Genomic DNA, 17,418 nt, shown 5'->3' on the forward strand with positions numbered 1-17,418 from the left:
AAAGGCCGCTTACGCGGTCTTTTTTATGGTAAAGTATTTTTATCCTGATTGATGAGACTGAATGTGAACAAACTGGCTGTTTATTTACTGATGATATTTACCTTGCTGGGAAGTGTGACTTCCGTGGCAGCTCCGGTAATGGCATCGGTACATGAAGACTCAGCCATGTCTATGCAGCAGGATTCATCTCATCAAATAGCTAATCATATGGATCACGATGCCAGTAATGGCCACAAGGCCGATTGTTGCCAGCATCAGATGTCGGACAATAATTGTTGTCAGTCAGCTAAACACCAATGCAGTACGCAAGGATGTGAATGCCCCGTGGTTGTGGTGCTGGGCATTATGTCATTTTCTTTACCTGTTACCGGGCAGTTTCAACATACTCAACCTCCGGAGTTCGTGACTCCTGCCATTATCAGCTCACTTGATCATCTCTACCGACCTCCAAGGGTATCTCTAACTTAAAATTTTTAGTGCAGCGTGTTTTTTGGCGCTGTTGGATAATTTTTTCTGTTAGAGGTCAATATGCGATCTTTCGTTATTTTATTTTTGATGGTGTGGGTTCAGGCCATGCCAGTTGCCATTGCCGCAGAACAACAACATGAATTTACCGCTGAGTTAGAGCAGCAACATACCCGTTATATGTGTCCTATGCATCATCATATTGTGCGCGACCATCCGGGGAAATGCCCCATTTGTGGTATGGATTTACAACCTAAAACTCAGCAGAACAGCATGCAAATGCAACCCATGGTTGATGTGCGTGGAGACATGCAGCAGGCCATGAACATTGTTACTGCACCGGTAATGCGCGGTGATATGTGGAAATACATTAAAACCTTTGGTCAGATTCAGGTGGATGAATCGCGTATTAGTCATGTACATCCCAGAATGTCAGGCTGGATTGAAAAACTCAATGTGGACACTGAAGGTCAGACGGTTAAAAAGGGTCAGTTACTTTACACCCTGTATTCTCCCGATTTAGTGGTGGCGCAGGACGATTTCCTGCAGGCACAAAAAAACCTGAGTGGCAGTAATCGTGACTATTTGTTATCGCAGGCCAAACGCCGATTATCTTTACTGGGTGTTGATCCCAGCTTTATCGCGACCTTAGAAAAAGAAGGCAAAACACGCTACAGCGTACCTTTTTATGCTACTCAATCCGGTGTAATAACCCGGTTAAGTGTCAGGCAGGGCATGTACGTAGAACCCGCCCGGGAAATGCTTGCGATTGCTGATTTGACCCATTTGTGGGTTTTGGCCGATGTATTTGAAAATCAGTTTGACTGGTTAAAACTGGGTAAACCGGCTGATATTCATCTGCCATCGATTGGCATAGAAGCCGCCGAGGCCAGTATCGAATATATCTATCCGCGCCTTGATCCCGTTTCACGCAGCATTAAAGTCAGGCTAAATCTGGTTAATCCTCTTATGCGCATTAAACCCGGTATGACCGCCGAAGTAGCGATTTATGGTGGGCCGAAAAAAGATGTGCTGAACATCCCGCTGCAGGCGGTATTGCAAAGTGGTAATAAAAACCGCGTGGTGGTGCAAAAAGAAGATGGAAGTTTTGTGGTGCAGGAGGTTGAGTTGGGCATGCAGGTTAATCAAAGGGTTGAGATCCTCTCCGGATTAACCGAGCAGCAAAAGGTGGTGGTATCCGGTCAGTTCCTGATTGACGCTGAAGCCAATCTGGATGCGGCGATTAATCGTATGCAGTCCCATCAGCACTAGGAGATTGAAATGTTAAAACGCATTATTCAGTTTTCCATGCACAATGCGCTAATGGTGGTTTTAGTCGCGCTGTTATTGGCCGCGGTGGGGTTGCAGTCTCTGCAAAAAATCAATATCGATGCCATCCCCGATTTATCCGATGTGCAAGTAATTGTGAAAACCCAATACCCGGGGCAAAGCCCGGAGCAGGTTGAGCAACAGGTTACTTATCCGTTATCGGGGTTATTGATGTCAGTCCCCGGTGTTACTGCTGTTAGAGGTTATTCCTTTTATTCAGACTCCTATGTGTACGTGATTTTTGATGACGATACCGACATGTACTGGGCACGTGCGCGGGTAATGGAATATTTATCCCAGGCTAAACAAATTCTGCCTGATAGTGTCAGCAGCAATATTGGGCCGGATGCATCCGGTGTCGGCTGGATTTACCAGTATGCATTAACCGATACCAGTGGCACCTATGATTTAGCTCAGTTAAAAAGTTTGCAGGATTTTTATCTAAAACCTGAGCTGCAATCGGTGGCTGGTGTGTCTGAAATAGCCAGTGTCGGTGGCATGATTAATAGTTTTCAGGTGGAACTGGATCCACTCAAACTGGCGCGTTACAAACTCACTACCGCTGAGGTTGTCTCCGCAATTCAAACTCACAATGGTGAAATTGGTGCAGGGGTAATGGAGCAGGCTGAAACCGAGTTTATGTTGCGTGTGAGAGGTTACTTATCCGATATCGGTGACTTTGAAAAAATACCACTTCCTGTAAAAAATCAGGCCAATATTGCGGTAACACTTAAAGATGTGGCGATTATTCACCGTGGGCCAGTTATGCGTCGTGGCATTGCTGAGTTGGATGGTAAAGGCGAAGTGGTGGGCGGCATTGTGGTCATGCGCAGTGGTGAAAATGCCCAGCAAGTGATCCAGCAGGTAAAAGCCAAAATAGAGCAGTTATCTGCCGGATTGCCGCAGGGTGTCAGCATCAAAAGCGTCTATGACAGATCCCAGTTCATTCAGGCTTCGGTTGATCATTTATGGCATAAGTTACTGCTGGAAATGGCGTTGGTTGCCGGCGTATTGCTGATATTTTTGCTGCATGTGCGTTCGGCGATTGTGGCACTGATTATCCTGCCATTGTCCTTATTAATGTCGTTATTACTGATGCAGCAATTGAGCATTACCGCCAATATCATGAGCTTAGGCGGAATTGCCATTGCCATCGGTGCGCTGGTTGATGCGGCGATCGTGATGATAGAGAACATGCACAAACATGTAGAAGAGTTTGTGCATCAACATCAGCAACAACCCGATGCTACACAACGCTGGCAACTGGCAACCATTTCTGCCCAGCAGGTTGGTCCGGCATTATTCTGGTCGCTGATTATTATTACCGTTAGTTTTTTCCCGGTTTTTGCTTTACATGGGCAGGAAGGTAAGTTATTTACCCCGCTGGCACTGACCAAATCCTTTGCTATGGCAGCCTCGGCATTGTTAGCCATTACCCTTATTCCTGTTTTAATGGGTTGGTGGGTGAAAGGAAAAATCATCAGCGAAAAAGCCAATCCTATTTCGCGTGTTTGTATCTTTTTATATCGGCCGTTACTAAAACAGGCTCTGCGTTTCCCTAAACTGATTGTATTGCTGGCCTTATTAATCGTTGCCTCAGCCTGGTATCCGCTAAAACAGCTGGGGTACGAGTTTATGCCGCGCATTGATGAAGGCACGCTAATGTATATGCCAACCACGCAACCCGGCATTAGTGTGGGTAAAGCAGCGCAATTACTGCAGCAGACTGACCGCATTATTAAAACCTTGCCTGAAGTGGAAAGTGTGTTTGGTAAAATTGGTCGTGCTGATACTGCCACTGATCCAGCACCACTGACCATGGTGGAAACCACCATTAACCTCAAACCGAAAAGTGAATGGCGCGAAGGATTAACGCTGGATGATTTGATCGCTGAACTGGATGCCAAAATACAAATTCCGGGGTTAACCAATGCCTGGGTACAACCGATAAAAACCCGTATCGATATGTTATCCACCGGTATTAAAACGCCGTTGGCGATGAGTTTAAGTGGTGACGATCCACAGCAGTTAGAGCAGATTGCCACGCAGGTCGAATCGGTATTGAAGACCCTGCCCACAACCGCATCTGTGGTAACCCAACGTTCTGCGCAAGGCAATTACATTGATATTCAACCCAGATTAAGCGAGCTGGGTCAGTACGGTATGACGTTACAGCAATTTAATCAGTTGTTGCAAACTGCGGTGGGCGGCAGTGCGATTGGTGAGGTAATCAAAGGTAAAGAACGTTATCCGATTAATGTGCGCTTTTTAAGGGATTACCGCGACTCGGTTGAATCGTTAAAAGAGTTACCGATTATCACACCTGCCGGTGCCTATATTCCGCTACAAAAACTGGCTGACATAAACATAGCGACAGGGCCTGCGATGCTTAAGTCGGAAAATGCCCGGCCGATTACCCGGGTGTTGATTGAAACCAAAGATGTATCGGTGGGGGAATATATCCAGCAGGCAGCACCGTTACTGGCTCAAAAAGTCAGCTTGCCAGCGCGTTATTCTTTAAGCTGGAGTGGCGCCTATCAATCCATCGAACGGGTTAACAAACGCATGCAGCAGATCATTCCGGTGACCCTGGTGATTGTGTTGTTGCTGCTGTTTATCTGTTTGCAAAGCTGGCGTCAGAGCCTGATGGTATTACTGACTTTACCGTTGGCAGTCACAGGCAGTTTATGGATGATGTGGTACTGGCAACTGCATTTTTCGGTGGCGGCTGCAGTGGGTATGATTGCACTTGCCGGGGTCGCCGCCGAATTTGGCGTGGTGATGTTGGTCTACTTAAATCAGGCCTGCCAGAGTATGGCGTCACCATCGCAGTTTACTCAGGCAATTATTGCCGGTGCGGTGCAGCGCATAAGACCTAAGGTAATGACGGTGGCAACAATCGTATTAAGTTTGCTGCCGGTGTTAATGCAACAGGGCGTGGGATATGAAGTAATGCAGCCTATAGCTGCGCCCATGATTGGCGGCATGATCCTGGCACCATTGGCATCATTATTTGTGATCCCTGTGTTGTACAAACTGATGCTCAAGCCAAAAGATGCCAAATCAAAGTCATAGTATTGTGCATTTAATTGAGTATAAAATGCGCCAATGCGACAAATTGAAATCTTTGAAATTCAAAGTCCTTGCATTGGCGTATGTCAGTCAGGTCCAAAGGGTAATTGTCTCGGGTGTTTCAGAACCCGCGAGGAGCGCCTGTACTGGATTCAGCTCGAAGATGATGTAAAACGCAAAATCATTAAAGCCTGCGCTATGCGTAAAAAGCGTGCGCAGGCTAAATCCAAAACGTCAGAAGAACCAACTCAGCCGCCTCAACAACAATCTTTTTGGGATTAAACCTGCTCTTTGAGCCGGGTTAAGTCGCTTCTTAAGTTAACCAGCCATTGTTTAAACGCGCGTCGCCACGCTGCTTTTTGATTTTGCTTGCTATTGGTTGAACCCATTGCACCATCGTATCGAAATGAACGACCGGCCACGCCCAGGGTTAAATTGACTGTGTCTTCAATCACCGCTACTAATTCACCGCTGGATGATTTAGCTAATACCGCCTGGATTTTGGCGCTACCAAAAGACGAGACATATTTATCCATGTTGGTTGGGTTATCCCAGCTGCCATCTTTGCTGGTGGTGGGGTGATATTCCAATAAGCGGAATTGCACCGCTAATACATTGTCACCACCAGTGCGGGTGGCTTCAAAGGCTTTACCTTCGGCAAAGACAAACTGGGCGAGTTGATCGAACTGATCAGCGATGTCAAAAATATCTTGCGCCTGAGCTTGTTGCCAGCTGCGGTTGATATCATCGTCGTCGGTGGGTGGCATCACTAATTTTTCGACATTTAACTTAAATACGATCAGTTTATCCACGGCTTTAAAGTCCGCTAAGGAATGCACTACAAACCTGTCAAAATGCGTTTGTTGTAATTGCTGCAAAGGCCGGGAGGTATCGCTTGCCAAAGGTGCTGATTCGATATTCGATTTGCATCCCATTAACGCTGCCAATAAAAGACTGGTTGTGCAAAAAAGTTGTCGTAATGTCCGTTTTACCCACATGTCAATCCACTTAATTTACTTTTGTGTAATTGACTGAGCTTGCAAAGGTATTGAGTGTTAATCCATTAACTTTGTTGGTTTCGCTACTATGAAAATTCACTTTAAAAAACTCGCCACGATGAAAAAACTGCTGCGGGTTTGCAGCCAGAAGGGATGTGGCTTTTCCCTTTAATACAGCGCTGAGTTGGGACAATGACTTGTCTAACACTATTTTGATATCCGGCTGATTGGCAGCCTGATAAAGCCCTGTGTATTGTTTCAGCTGTACTTGAGTTAAGTTGATGGCGGGTTTGGCAAACACATATTGCAAACCACGGGTATCTCCCTCGGCTTTTACCCCGGAATGACCGGCGCCAAGTACCACATGCTTTTGCCATTGCAGATTAGGCAAGTTTTGTTGAGTCAGGAAATCTGCCATTTGCATTACGGGTGTATATAAGGTTTCCAGTTCACTGACTGGCATAAACATTTTTATAGGGTGGGGAGGCGGATTCTTAAGGTATTGTTTGGCTGATGTATACAAAACGCCATCATCCCAATCAACAGCAGGGCTCGATGGTATATACTGATTAAAGCGCTGCGGCTGATTGAACATGGCATACAAGGTAAAAAGCCCGCCTAGCGAACTCCCCATCAAGGTTCGGTTATCATTGCTACGAAATTGTTCATCGATAAACGGGATAATTTCCTGGTCGATGACTTTTAAAAATGTTGCAGCTTGTCCTGAACCGCCATTACCATCCATATCACTGGGGGTAAAGTCTCGGCGGCGCAGTTTATTGGCATCAGCATTCTCGCCGCCCCAGGTAATGCCCACTAAAATCAGTTCAGGCAAAAATCCATCATAATATTGCTGGCCATATATCGCGCTGAGAAGAGGAAAATCCCACTGCGCATCAAGTAAATACACCACTGGGTAATGTTTATTTGTATCTGTATAATTGGCCGGCAATTGAATATGCAGCCTGTAGACTTGCTGATTGATGTTAGATTTAATGTCTTTTGTCTGGGTATTCGGCAATGTGACCTCGGCCCTGATTGCAACCGATAAAAGCCATAGTACTGACAGAAAAACCTTTAATAAGCTAAAACATGAGATTCGCATATTAAACTCCATTTAATCTGTTTGATTTTTATACTAAAAAACTAATTTACTCTTAATTTCACATACAATGTAATAAAGTTTGTGTATATAGAGTAAAGATAAATGAAATCGTCTATTCTCAATAAGTAGATATATTATCTGATAATTCGCTGTTGTTTTTGAGGTGCGCTTATGGAAGCCATTGAATACGCAAAAAATGTAACCGAATCCTTTGCTTTGCCGGATGCATGCACTCGTATTAAGGAGTTGTTGGAAGACGACTGCTCGACAGCAGATGATATTGCCGAAGTGGTAGCTCTGGACCCTTCGTTGAGTATTAAACTTTTGAAGCTGGCTAATAGCGCTTTATATAATTTCCCCAGTCCGATTAATACCATCGCCAAAGCCGTCAACGTGATTGGCGGACGTTCGCTTTATAATCTTGTGATTACCGAAACCGCTACCACTGCTTTTCGTCATTTCGAAAACAATGCGATTAATCTTGAACGTTTTTGGCAACAAAGCGTTTATGCCTCGCTGGTTGCGAAAGAACTGGCCACTCAGGCCAATATTCGTGATGTTGAACGTTATTTCCTGTTGGGCTTGTTACATAATTTTGGTGAGCTGGCGGTCGCTACACAAACACCGCAAAAAGCCACTTTGTGTGAAGATTACAACGAAAAATTAAAGCCCTGGCAGTTACAGCAAAGTATTTTAGGGTTTACCTACGCGGATGTTACCGCTGAAATTGTAAAGCTTTGGGGATTACCCGATGAGTTATATCGTCCGATTGAACATCAAAATGATGTGATGTGGGCGTTAGATGATCAGGATACTGCTATCCTGAACGCTTCAGCCCGAATTGCGCTCTCTATCGTACACCCGGATAAATACAGTCAAACTAAAATACTCAATCCGGAGATTATAAAAAGCTTTGGTCTGCATGCTGAGGAAGTGGTGGAAGCCTCTCAGTATGCCAGAATGGAAGCCTATAATATTCTGGTGATCATGAATCCGGATTTGTTTTTAATCCATTGATAATTCACTATTTGTCGTTTTTATCGCCACATTTTCTGGATTTATACCGGATATAAGTAAACAAAACATAACAGCGATGTTATTTAATGCGCCTAGCCAGTATACTGCTGGCGTTTTTGTATAGTCGTGCTTAAATCAAATTCCCTTACTGATGACAGGGTTACTTATTTTCATCGGTAGATAACAAGATAAAGCAGTTAACCAAGAGGACAATGTTGTGTTAGAAGCATATCGTCAACACGTTGCTGAACGTGAAGCTGAAGGCATTCCACCTAAGCCACTGAATGCTGAGCAAGTAGCAGGTTTAGTTGAGTTATTAAAAGCACCACCTGCGGGTGAGGAAGATTTTTTACTGGAGCTGCTGTCTGAGCGTGTTCCTCCTGGTGTGGATGAAGCCGCCTATGTTAAAGCGGGTTTCCTGACTGCTATCGTTAATGGTGAAGCAACGTCTCCACTTATCAGTAAAGACGCAGCTATCCAGTTACTGGGTAACATGCACGGTGGTTACAATATTGCGACTCTGGTTGCAGCACTAGATGACGCAGAACTGGCTGAGTTAGCGGCTGAAGAATTAAAACACACCTTGCTGATGTTTGATGCTTTCCACGATGTGGAAGAAAAAGCCAAAGCAGGTAACAAATTTGCACAAGACGTAGTAGAAAGCTGGGCGGAAGGTGAGTGGTTTACGTCACGTAACGACATTCCTGAGAAAATCACCTGTACCGTGTTTAAGGTAACCGGTGAAACCAATACCGACGATTTATCACCTGCACCAGATGCATGGTCTCGTCCGGATATCCCACTGCATGCTAAAGCCATGTACAAAATGACCCGTGACGGTTTAACACCAGAAACCCACGGTGAAGTAGGTCCTCTGGCGCAAATTGAAGAAATCAAAGCTAAAGGTCATCCAGTTGCATTTGTGGGTGATGTTGTAGGTACCGGTTCTTCGCGTAAATCTGCGACTAATTCAGTATTGTGGTTCTTCGGTGAAGATTTACCGGGTGTGCCTAACAAACGTGGTGGTGGTATTTGTATCGGCTCTAAAGTGGCGCCTATTTTCTTCAACACCATGGAAGATGCTGGTGCGTTAGTATTTGAAGCTGACGTTGAAAAAATGAATATGGGTGATGTGATCGAAATTTCACCACTGGATGGCGTTATCAAAAACGCAGACAGCGGTGAAGTGATTGCTGAGTACGATTACAAATCTAAAGTATTGTTAGATGAAGTCCGTGCTGGTGGCCGTATCAACCTGATCATTGGTCGTGGTTTAACTGAAAAAGCGCGTGAATCTTTAGGTTTAGGTCCCTCTGAATTATTCCGTAAACCAGAGCAACCTGCTGATACTGGCAAAGGTTATACCCTGGCACAGAAGATGGTAGGTAAAGCCTGTGGTGTGGAAGGTGTTCGTCCAGGCACTTACTGCGAACCTAAAATGACCACGGTTGGCTCACAGGATACTACCGGTCCTATGACGCGTGATGAGTTAAAAGACTTGGCCTGTTTAGGTTTCTCTGCTGATTTAACCATGCAGTCTTTCTGTCACACCGCGGCTTATCCTAAGCCGGTAGATATTGAAACTCAGCATACTCTGCCTGATTTCATTATGAACCGTGGTGGTGTGAGCTTGCGTCCAGGTGACGGTATTATCCACAGCTGGTTAAACCGTATGTTATTGCCAGATACCGTAGGTACAGGTGGTGACTCTCATACGCGTTTCCCATTAGGTATTTCTTTCCCTGCGGGTTCTGGTTTGGTTGCTTTCGCAGCGGCAACTGGTGTTATGCCACTGGATATGCCTGAATCAATTTTGGTGCGTTTTAAAGGTGAGATGCAGCCGGGTATCACGCTACGTGATTTGGTACATGCTATTCCGCTGTACGCTATCAAAGCTGGTTTGTTAACGGTTGAGAAAAAAGGTAAGAAAAATGCCTTCTCTGGTCAGATTCTGGAAATTGAAGGTCTGGAAAACTTAACGGTTGAGCAAGCGTTTGAATTATCTGATGCATCAGCCGAGCGTTCTGCAGCAGGTTGTACTATCAAGCTGTCTCAGGAGTCTGTTGCTGAGTACCTGCAATCAAACATCACCATGTTACGTTGGATGATTAAAGAAGGTTACGGCGATCCGCGTACTCTTGAACGTCGTGCACGTAAGATGGAAGAGTGGTTAGCTAATCCAGAACTGATGGAAGCTGACGCTGACGCAGAATACAAAGAAATCATCGAAATTGATTTGGCTGATATTCAGGAGCCAATCGTTTGTTGTCCAAACGATCCGGATGATGCAAAAGTATTATCTGATGTAGCAGGTGATAAAGTTGACGAAGTCTTCATCGGCTCTTGTATGACTAACATCGGTCACTTCCGCGCGGCAGGTAAACTGCTTGAGCAAAACAAAGATCCTTTGACTACGCGTTTGTGGATTTCTCCACCAACCAAAATGGATAAAGCGCAGTTAATGGAAGAAGGTTACTACAACATTTATGGCCGTGCTGGTGTGCGTACAGAAATGCCAGGATGTTCATTGTGTATGGGTAACCAGGCACGTGTTGAAGCCGGTGCAACAGTACTGTCTACCTCAACCCGTAACTTCCCGAATCGTTTAGGTGATGGCGCAAATGTCTATCTGACATCAGCTGAACTGGCGGCGGTTGGTGCCATTGTGGGTCGTTTACCTACCAAAGATGAGTATCTGGAATACGCCAGCAAAATTGAGTCTATGAGTGCGGATGTATTCCGTTACCTCAACTTCGATAAAATGGATGAGTTTAAACAGGCAGAAGAAGACGCCAAGAAAAACATCATTCCTACATTGAATGTGGCTTAATTTAGTCATTTGATAAAAGCCGGGTTTAACCCGGCTTTTTTATGTCTGTTGGAGTTGCAAAATGTCTGTTGTACGTATTGCCGTTAGTGGCTTTGGCGCCATTGGTTTGCAAGTGGCTAAACTGTTGTTGGCGCGCCAGGATTCTTTAAAGCACAGGTATGAAAAGACATTGCTTATTAGCGGTGTTTGCGGCTCAAAAGGTGGTGTGGTTGAGCCTGAAGGTTTAAGTCTTGAGCAGCTCGATAAAAAGAACTTTGTTGCAGGACTAACCGGGATGTCTTTTATTCAAAAGGTTGAGGCAGATATTCTAATTGAAGCCGGCCCCAGCAATATACAAACCGGGCAGCCGGGTTTTGATTATGGCATGGCTGCATTAGATAAAAATATGCATCTGGTGTTTGCATCCAAAGGGGCGCTGGTTTGTCACTATGCCAGCTTGATACAGACGGCGAACAATAATCAAAAACAAATTAAGTTAAGTGCGGCAACGGCCTCGGCCATGCCGACTATCGATTTTGTTGAGCGCTGTTTAGCCGGTGCCACCATTAAAAAAATCGAAGCCATATTAACTGGTACCAGTAATCTGATTTTGACCGACATGTTACAAAGTGGTAGCGACTATAAAACAGCTCTGCATAAAGCGCAGCAGTTAGGAATTGCTGATCCGGACCCGAGTTTTGATGTAGAAGGCTGGGATACTGCCAGCAAACTGGTGATTATGGCTGCGCGTTTGTTTAATACACCTCTGGATATTCAGCTATTAGCCAAAGATTCACTGACAGACATAAATAAAGAGCAAGTGATGGGCTGGCAGCAGCAAGGTTTACAACCAAGATTAATCGCCAGTATTGATTTCACCACGCCTCAGCCGAGCTATCTGGTTAAATTAAAACTTTATGATAAGCACGATGCATTTTACGCGGTTAACGGTGCTACCAAAGCCATATGGGTTGATACCGAAGAAATGGGCTGCTTTTATTTAACGGGTGGCACATCTAATCCTCTGGCAACGGCGGCTGCGGTGGTTAAGGATATTGAGCAGCTGTTAATGGATAAGTTGTTGTAATCTGTCGCAAATTGCCAACAATTTTACTATGAAGTAATTACCCGTGAAAAAGTAAAAATTTCTCGAATCGATTGAGTGAATTGTTTGTTATTTTGTAAAAAACCTTTAAAAACAAATAGATAAATAGTTGGCATCCATTTGGCAAAAGGATAATTGAACTTTAAAAAGGAGAGCATTATGAATCGTTCAATTATTTCAGTATTAGTCGCAGCATCTTTAACAACCGTTAGTGCAACTGCCAGTGCAGATAATAGCTGGAAGAATGAAGCGAAAGATGCGTGGATTGATGGTAAAGCTGAAACAACCCTGTTACTTAATGGTAATTTAAACTCATTTACTATCAATACCGATGTAAAAAATGGTGAAGTTACCCTAACTGGCACGGTAGAAAGTGATGTCGATAAAGCGTTAGCTGAAGAACTGGTTTCTTCGCTTGATGGGGTGAGTGACGTTGATAATCAGTTAACTGTAAAAGCAGACAAAGAACAAAAGAAAGACAGTAAAATAATGAAAGGACTAAAAGACTCAAAAGTGGAAACCGTGGTGAAAACCCGTTTGCTGTTTGAATCTGAAGTCAGTGGTTTAGATATCGAAGTCGAAGCCAAAGATGGTGTGGTTACCCTGTCAGGCAAGGTTGAAACAGATGCGGAGCGTGACCTTGCGATTGCAATTGCCAAAAATACCAACGATGTAAAACGTGTGAATGATGAATTACATGTTGCTAGCTAATTGCTAATGTAGAATGAAGTTTAAAACCGGTCTTTTGGCCGGTTTTTTATGTTTAATCGACGTTATACGGTAATTAACTGATTGAAATAAAAGCGATATCAGGTAGGGTAGCCGTTCCTTTTTTACATGCCAGGACACGAATTATACCAATGCGGTTTCCAGGTTTTTTCATTTTACTCACCGGACTTTTCACTATATCTCACGCCAGAGCTGAAGTTATGAGTGACACCTCCAGAAACCGTGATATTCCTGTGCAAATTAGCATGCCGGACAACCCCAATGTCTGTAAAGCAACGGCTAAATGTCAGGTGGCATTTCTAAGTGCCGGTTATGGCGTATCTCATACCGAATATCAGTTTATTGCCAAACAATTAACTGCACTTGACTATTTAGTGGTGGCGATTGGCCACGAACTAGCAGGTGATCTGCCGTTATCAGTTGAAGGTAATTTGTATCAAACACGCCAGGAAAACTGGAAGCGCGGTGCACAAACTCTCAACTTTATTCGAGGTACGTTGCAAAAACGTTATCAGAACTATGATTTTAATCACTTGTTGTTGGTCGGACATTCCAACGGCGGGGATATTTCTGCCTGGCTGAGCAATCAACATAAAAATTATGTGTCAGCACTAATAACCTTAGATCATCGTCGTGTTCCCTTGCCCCGAGTGCATAAAATAAAGGTGTTATCCATTCGTGGCAGCGATTTCCCGGCAGATAAAGGGGTATTGCCAACAAATGAAGAGAAGCGCAAGTATAAAAGTTGTATCGTCACTATCCCAGGTTCACGACATAACGATATGACAGATAATGGCCCACAATGGTTAAAAGTTAAGATTTCTCAGTTGATACACGGGTACTTGCAAGGGAATTCCTGCCAGTCGCTTTAATATAAAGCCTGAATTATGCAAGCCATCTTATTGCTAACAAAGTTGTGGTAATTAAGTATGATAAAAAACCCGTCCAGTGGACGGGTTTTGACTTACGCGGCCAGTTTACACAGTTTCCTGCCTGAGTATGATCTCATCGAGCATATCCAGACAGAGCGTAAAACGCGTAGCAATATTGGAATACATCTCCCGTAATTGCTTATCCTGTGTTTGTCGGGTAAAGCGAACTAAAGATTGCAGATTATCTGCTTCAAGCTGACGAAGCTTGGTCAGAATCTCATGATCGCTGATATCCCAGTCCTGCTCCAATGCATCCAAATACCACAGATTTAATTCCTGTTTAGGTGTATTGAAGATTTCGACCTTCTTCCCGGACATTTGCAGCCTGTGAGTCAATTCCCTTAACGTCTGATTTCGGGTATTGGCTATTTGCAGAAGCGTACGCCTAATAGCGTAATCTTCTACCGATTTAGCAGCCTGTTGGTAAAAAGACTCACCATCGTGACAGACCATCACCAACCTTTGTACAGCCGATGTGTCCATCGCAGTTAGTGAGTCAGAAGGTACATCTAACATAATGACTCCTCTGTGTTAGCTGGTTAGCCACCAACCTACAACAAACAAGTTCTATGCCAGGCAGATAACTTACTGATATAGTTAAGAAATCGAATTATTTGTCGCCATTCTCTGGTAATTCTTACAAGGTTAAACTGACAAAGTTTCACGTCCGGCAGCAACGTATCTGGCCAATTGCACTGATAGGATCACTTTTTGCTTGATACTATTTAATTTTCAGGGCTTTATAGCCTATCGGCCATTTGGTCACCACCATCAAAATGGTGTTTTTAAAGGAATTTACTGCATGGCGCGTCCAAAATTGTTTTTCCATTTGCATCAGTCAGCGATCGAGCAAGCGTTGTTAAGTTCAGACGTAGCAAAGAAATTTTTGCTCGCGAAGAGCAATCATGTTGAAAGTTGGATTGATCAGTTAAACGAAGTGGAAGCCAATTTGGCGGTGATTGAAGTCAGCACTTTTAATAAACAGGATTATCAGCGACTACTGGCGATCGAGGAATTAGCTGAGATAGATCTGTTGCTGCTTAGCGACGGTGAGCCAAATGAATATCTGGATAAAGCTATGTTGCGTGGTGCGGGTTACCATTTCCGCAGTCCATTTAATATGGATATGATTGAAGAAACCATTGCTGATATTTACGAAGATTACACTGCGCAACATGCCAATGCGCAAAAAATTGAAACCAGTGATTTAGACCAGTTTGGTTTACTGGTTGGCTCGAGCAAACCAATGCGTCGCTTATATCGCACTGTACGCAAGGTGTCGGCAACAGAATCAAGTGTACTGCTAATCGGAGAAAGTGGTGCAGGTAAAGAATTAGTCGCCAATACAGTGCACCTGTTTAGTAAGCGCAGTGAAGGTCCATTTTTGGCAATTAACTGCGGTGCGTTAAGTCCCGAATTGGTTGATAGCGAATTATTTGGTCATGTGAAAGGCTCTTTTACTGGTGCACATCGTGATCATGATGGTGTATTTGAACAAGCCAGAGGCGGCACTTTGTTACTCGATGAAGTGACAGAAATGCCGTTAGAACAGCAGGTTAAATTATTGCGTGTACTCGAAAGTGGTGAGTTTCGACCAGTAGGTAGTAGCAAAACCCGTACAGCGGACGTGCGGATTGTGGCGGCAACCAACCGTGACCCAGCGGAGGCGATTGCAAGTCAGTTTATTCGTGAAGATTTATATTTCCGTTTGTCACAATTTCCCATCAATGTGCCACCGTTGCGTAATCGTGCGGGTGATATTGTCGGACTGGCCAAACATTTCTTAGCTTATCGTAATGCAAAAGAGCAACAGGCTAAACAGGTGTCCGATGCGGCGCTGGAGGTGTTAAATAATCATAACTGGCCGGGTAACGTACGTGAGCTTAAGCATGTGATTGAGCGTGCGTTTATTTTGGCGGATGAGGTTATATTGCCAGAGCATCTTATTTTGGATGACACCAGCGAAACAACAAGTAGCAGCGACGAGATTAGCGTACCTACGGGCGTGCCTTTGCACGAGATTGAAAGGGTTGCCATTGAACAAACCTTGCTGGAAAACGACGGGAATAAGTCTGATACCGCTGCACAATTAGGCATTAGTGTTAAAACTCTCTACAACAAACTGGAAAAATATCAGGACGGTGAATAAACTCGCCACCTGTTGACCTAAGAGGTATTTAACTTTGTTGAATATCCTCTTTGCTAAATACCGCTAACGACTGTGGATTAATTTCAAGCTGTAGTTTATCAGCCTGTTCTGGTTCACCATCAATTACATATTCCAGTGGCTCACCATCTTTGCGTTCAATGGTGACTTTAGCCGCGCGGGTATATTGAATACTGTCGGAGCGATACTGAGATGTCAGCCCGGAAAATGCCAGTTCGGTCATACTGATGATTTGATCTGACGCATTTTCCCTTGCTGGTAACCAGGTAATATCAAACAATCCATCCTCTACATCCGGCTCCCCGCCACCTTGTGCTAAAACTGTGGTAAAAGGTGCGGCATTGGCGACCACAAAACTGGCACAATCCATTTCCTGCCGGGGTTTATCATCAAAGCTGATCATCAATATAGAATGTTCATTGGTATTAACCGCTTGCCAAAGTGCAGATAAGTAAGCCATCTGACCGGATTGATTTTTGGCTTCACGATCAGCCATTTTTATCATTTTCTGTTCGAAACCAACCCCCATCACTAGCAGCATTAAATCGCCATTACAGCTAGCAGTATCAATTTTGCGTTTATGGCCCTGAATAATGGTTTCGCAGGCGGTTTCTGCCGGTAATATTTTACTGGAGCTACCTAACAATACATGTGCTAAAGCGTTTGCAGTACCCAATGGAATAATGCCCATGGGGATATCACTGTTAATCAGGTTTTTTGCAACTGCGGTTAAGGTTCCGTCACCACCTCCGGCAATCAGCATGCTGGCATTTTGTTCCAGTGCTTCTTTAGCAAGTTCATCCGCGCCTTTTTGTTCTGTTGTTTCAACGATTTTTAGCTGGAAGTGCGGACTTAAGCGTTGCAGTATTTCCTCACGATATTCCCCCCATTTGCCACCGCCAGATACCGGATTAACGATTAACCAGGCGAATTGGCGTAAATCCGGCAACACTGCTTTGTGCATTTTACGCAGGACTTTTAGCTGGTATTTATTCAGGTTGGCAGTTTCGCGAATATCACGGATTTTTTGCAGTACCTCTTCCACACTGAGTTCCGGATATTTGCATAATAAATACGCCGCCATTACCAGTACTGAGCGACCGCGACCCAGTGCGCAATGCACTACCACTCCGCGATTATCCCTGCGCTGGTTCTCAATCCAGTTAACTGCTTTTAGTAATTGTTTTTTACCCGGACTTTGATGATCAAGTACGGGCACATTTAAGTAAGCCAGTTGTTCTGATTCTGCCGTCCAGTCCAGTCCATCAAATTCAGCGGTAACATCCAGAATTGCTTTAACACCCACATCTTTTAAATCATGGACATCGTCTGGAAACAGACGACAAGCCAAAAATAAGCCGGGCTCAATTTGCTGAACCGCCGGGACTTTATCGTGACTGCGTTCGCGATGATTGTATATCTGCGCACCAATCAGATAAGGAAACAACAGCCAGCGAATATAGAGTGGGATCCTGCCATCAATCTTTTTGCGGAAGATGTGTGCGGCACGAAAAATATAGGCAACGCTCACAGTGAGCAAGGATAAACCAATCCAGCCACTGATTATTTGTAAAGGAATAAAGGGCATCCATAATGCGGCTAATAAAAAAGTGACACTCGCAACCAAATAATATTTGATAATAAACATAGGTACGTCTTGTTTTTCCTATTATTTTATTTAAATGCTGTG

Annotated in this window: 14 protein-coding genes; 10 read left to right on the plus strand and 4 right to left on the minus strand. The window is 44.2% G+C overall.

Translation table 11 applies throughout. The features are described 5' to 3' along the window. Positions 1-63: 63 nt before the first annotated feature. From H8B19_RS05530 to H8B19_RS05545, 4 genes are read left to right on the plus strand one after another with little or no spacing between them, the layout of a single operon-like run. A complete protein-coding gene (locus tag H8B19_RS05530) occupies positions 64-468 on the plus strand; it encodes a hypothetical protein (protein WP_186505800.1) in 405 nt (134 codons plus the stop codon). Positions 469-528: 60 nt separating this feature from the next. After that, positions 529-1,737 (plus strand): efflux RND transporter periplasmic adaptor subunit, encoded by a 1,209-nt coding sequence (locus H8B19_RS05535; RefSeq protein ID WP_186505801.1) that lies wholly within the window; start codon positions 529-531, stop codon positions 1,735-1,737. Between the two features lie 9 nt (positions 1,738-1,746). Continuing rightward, positions 1,747-4,869: an efflux RND transporter permease subunit gene (locus H8B19_RS05540; protein WP_186505802.1), complete on the plus strand. Its 3,123-nt coding sequence runs from the start codon at positions 1,747-1,749 to the stop codon at positions 4,867-4,869. A 33-nt stretch (positions 4,870-4,902) separates the two neighbouring features. Further along, the gene (locus H8B19_RS05545; RefSeq protein WP_186505803.1) at positions 4,903-5,148 is read left to right on the plus strand and encodes a DUF1289 domain-containing protein; all 246 of its coding nucleotides are present in this window, start codon (positions 4,903-4,905) and stop codon (positions 5,146-5,148) included. Here H8B19_RS05545 and H8B19_RS05550 read toward each other — a convergent pair. Both H8B19_RS05550 and H8B19_RS05555 read right to left on the minus strand, forming a co-directional pair. Continuing rightward, on the minus strand, positions 5,145-5,801 hold the full coding sequence (locus H8B19_RS05550) for a hypothetical protein (RefSeq protein WP_186505804.1): 657 nt from the start codon (positions 5,799-5,801) through the stop codon (positions 5,145-5,147). The genes H8B19_RS05545 and H8B19_RS05550 overlap by 4 nt on opposite strands. A gap of 73 nt (positions 5,802-5,874) precedes the next feature. Next, a complete protein-coding gene (locus H8B19_RS05555) occupies positions 5,875-6,969 on the minus strand; it encodes an alpha/beta hydrolase (RefSeq protein WP_186505805.1) in 1,095 nt (364 codons plus the stop codon). A 171-nt stretch (positions 6,970-7,140) separates the two neighbouring features. Here H8B19_RS05555 and H8B19_RS05560 point away from each other — a divergent pair, with 171 nt between their 5' ends. From H8B19_RS05560 to H8B19_RS05580, 5 genes are all read left to right on the plus strand, one after another. Then, entirely contained in the window at positions 7,141-7,986 is an 846-nt protein-coding gene (locus tag H8B19_RS05560) for an HDOD domain-containing protein (RefSeq protein ID WP_186505806.1), read from the plus strand. 217 nt (positions 7,987-8,203) lie between these two features. Beyond that, on the plus strand, positions 8,204-10,816 hold the full coding sequence (acnB, locus tag H8B19_RS05565) for a bifunctional aconitate hydratase 2/2-methylisocitrate dehydratase (protein ID WP_186505807.1): 2,613 nt from the start codon (positions 8,204-8,206) through the stop codon (positions 10,814-10,816). A gap of 61 nt (positions 10,817-10,877) precedes the next feature. Further along, the gene (locus H8B19_RS05570) at positions 10,878-11,882 is read left to right on the plus strand and encodes a homoserine dehydrogenase (RefSeq protein ID WP_186505808.1); all 1,005 of its coding nucleotides are present in this window, start codon (positions 10,878-10,880) and stop codon (positions 11,880-11,882) included. Positions 11,883-12,059: 177 nt separating this feature from the next. Continuing rightward, on the plus strand, positions 12,060-12,611 hold the full coding sequence (locus H8B19_RS05575) for a BON domain-containing protein (protein WP_186505809.1): 552 nt from the start codon (positions 12,060-12,062) through the stop codon (positions 12,609-12,611). Positions 12,612-12,829: 218 nt separating this feature from the next. Beyond that, positions 12,830-13,501: an alpha/beta hydrolase gene (locus H8B19_RS05580; RefSeq protein ID WP_241737489.1), complete on the plus strand. Its 672-nt coding sequence runs from the start codon at positions 12,830-12,832 to the stop codon at positions 13,499-13,501. Between the two features lie 105 nt (positions 13,502-13,606). On the opposite strand, the gene H8B19_RS05585 is transcribed toward H8B19_RS05580, so the two are convergent. Further along, positions 13,607-14,077 (minus strand): DUF2383 domain-containing protein, encoded by a 471-nt coding sequence (locus H8B19_RS05585; RefSeq protein ID WP_186505811.1) that lies wholly within the window; start codon positions 14,075-14,077, stop codon positions 13,607-13,609. 286 nt (positions 14,078-14,363) lie between these two features. On the opposite strand from H8B19_RS05585, the gene H8B19_RS05590 reads away from it, so the two are divergent. Further along, positions 14,364-15,710 (plus strand): sigma-54 interaction domain-containing protein, encoded by a 1,347-nt coding sequence (locus H8B19_RS05590; protein WP_186505812.1) that lies wholly within the window; start codon positions 14,364-14,366, stop codon positions 15,708-15,710. 28 nt (positions 15,711-15,738) lie between these two features. Here the strand turns inward: H8B19_RS05590 and H8B19_RS05595 are convergent, their stop codons facing one another. After that, positions 15,739-17,376, minus strand: coding sequence for a diacylglycerol kinase family protein (locus H8B19_RS05595; RefSeq protein ID WP_186505813.1), 1,638 nt, complete (start codon positions 17,374-17,376; stop codon positions 15,739-15,741). Positions 17,377-17,418 lie beyond the last annotated feature (42 nt).

This window comes from Neptunicella marina (genome assembly GCF_014270035.1).
Taxonomy (GTDB): Bacteria; Pseudomonadota; Gammaproteobacteria; order Enterobacterales; family Alteromonadaceae; genus Neptunicella; species Neptunicella marina.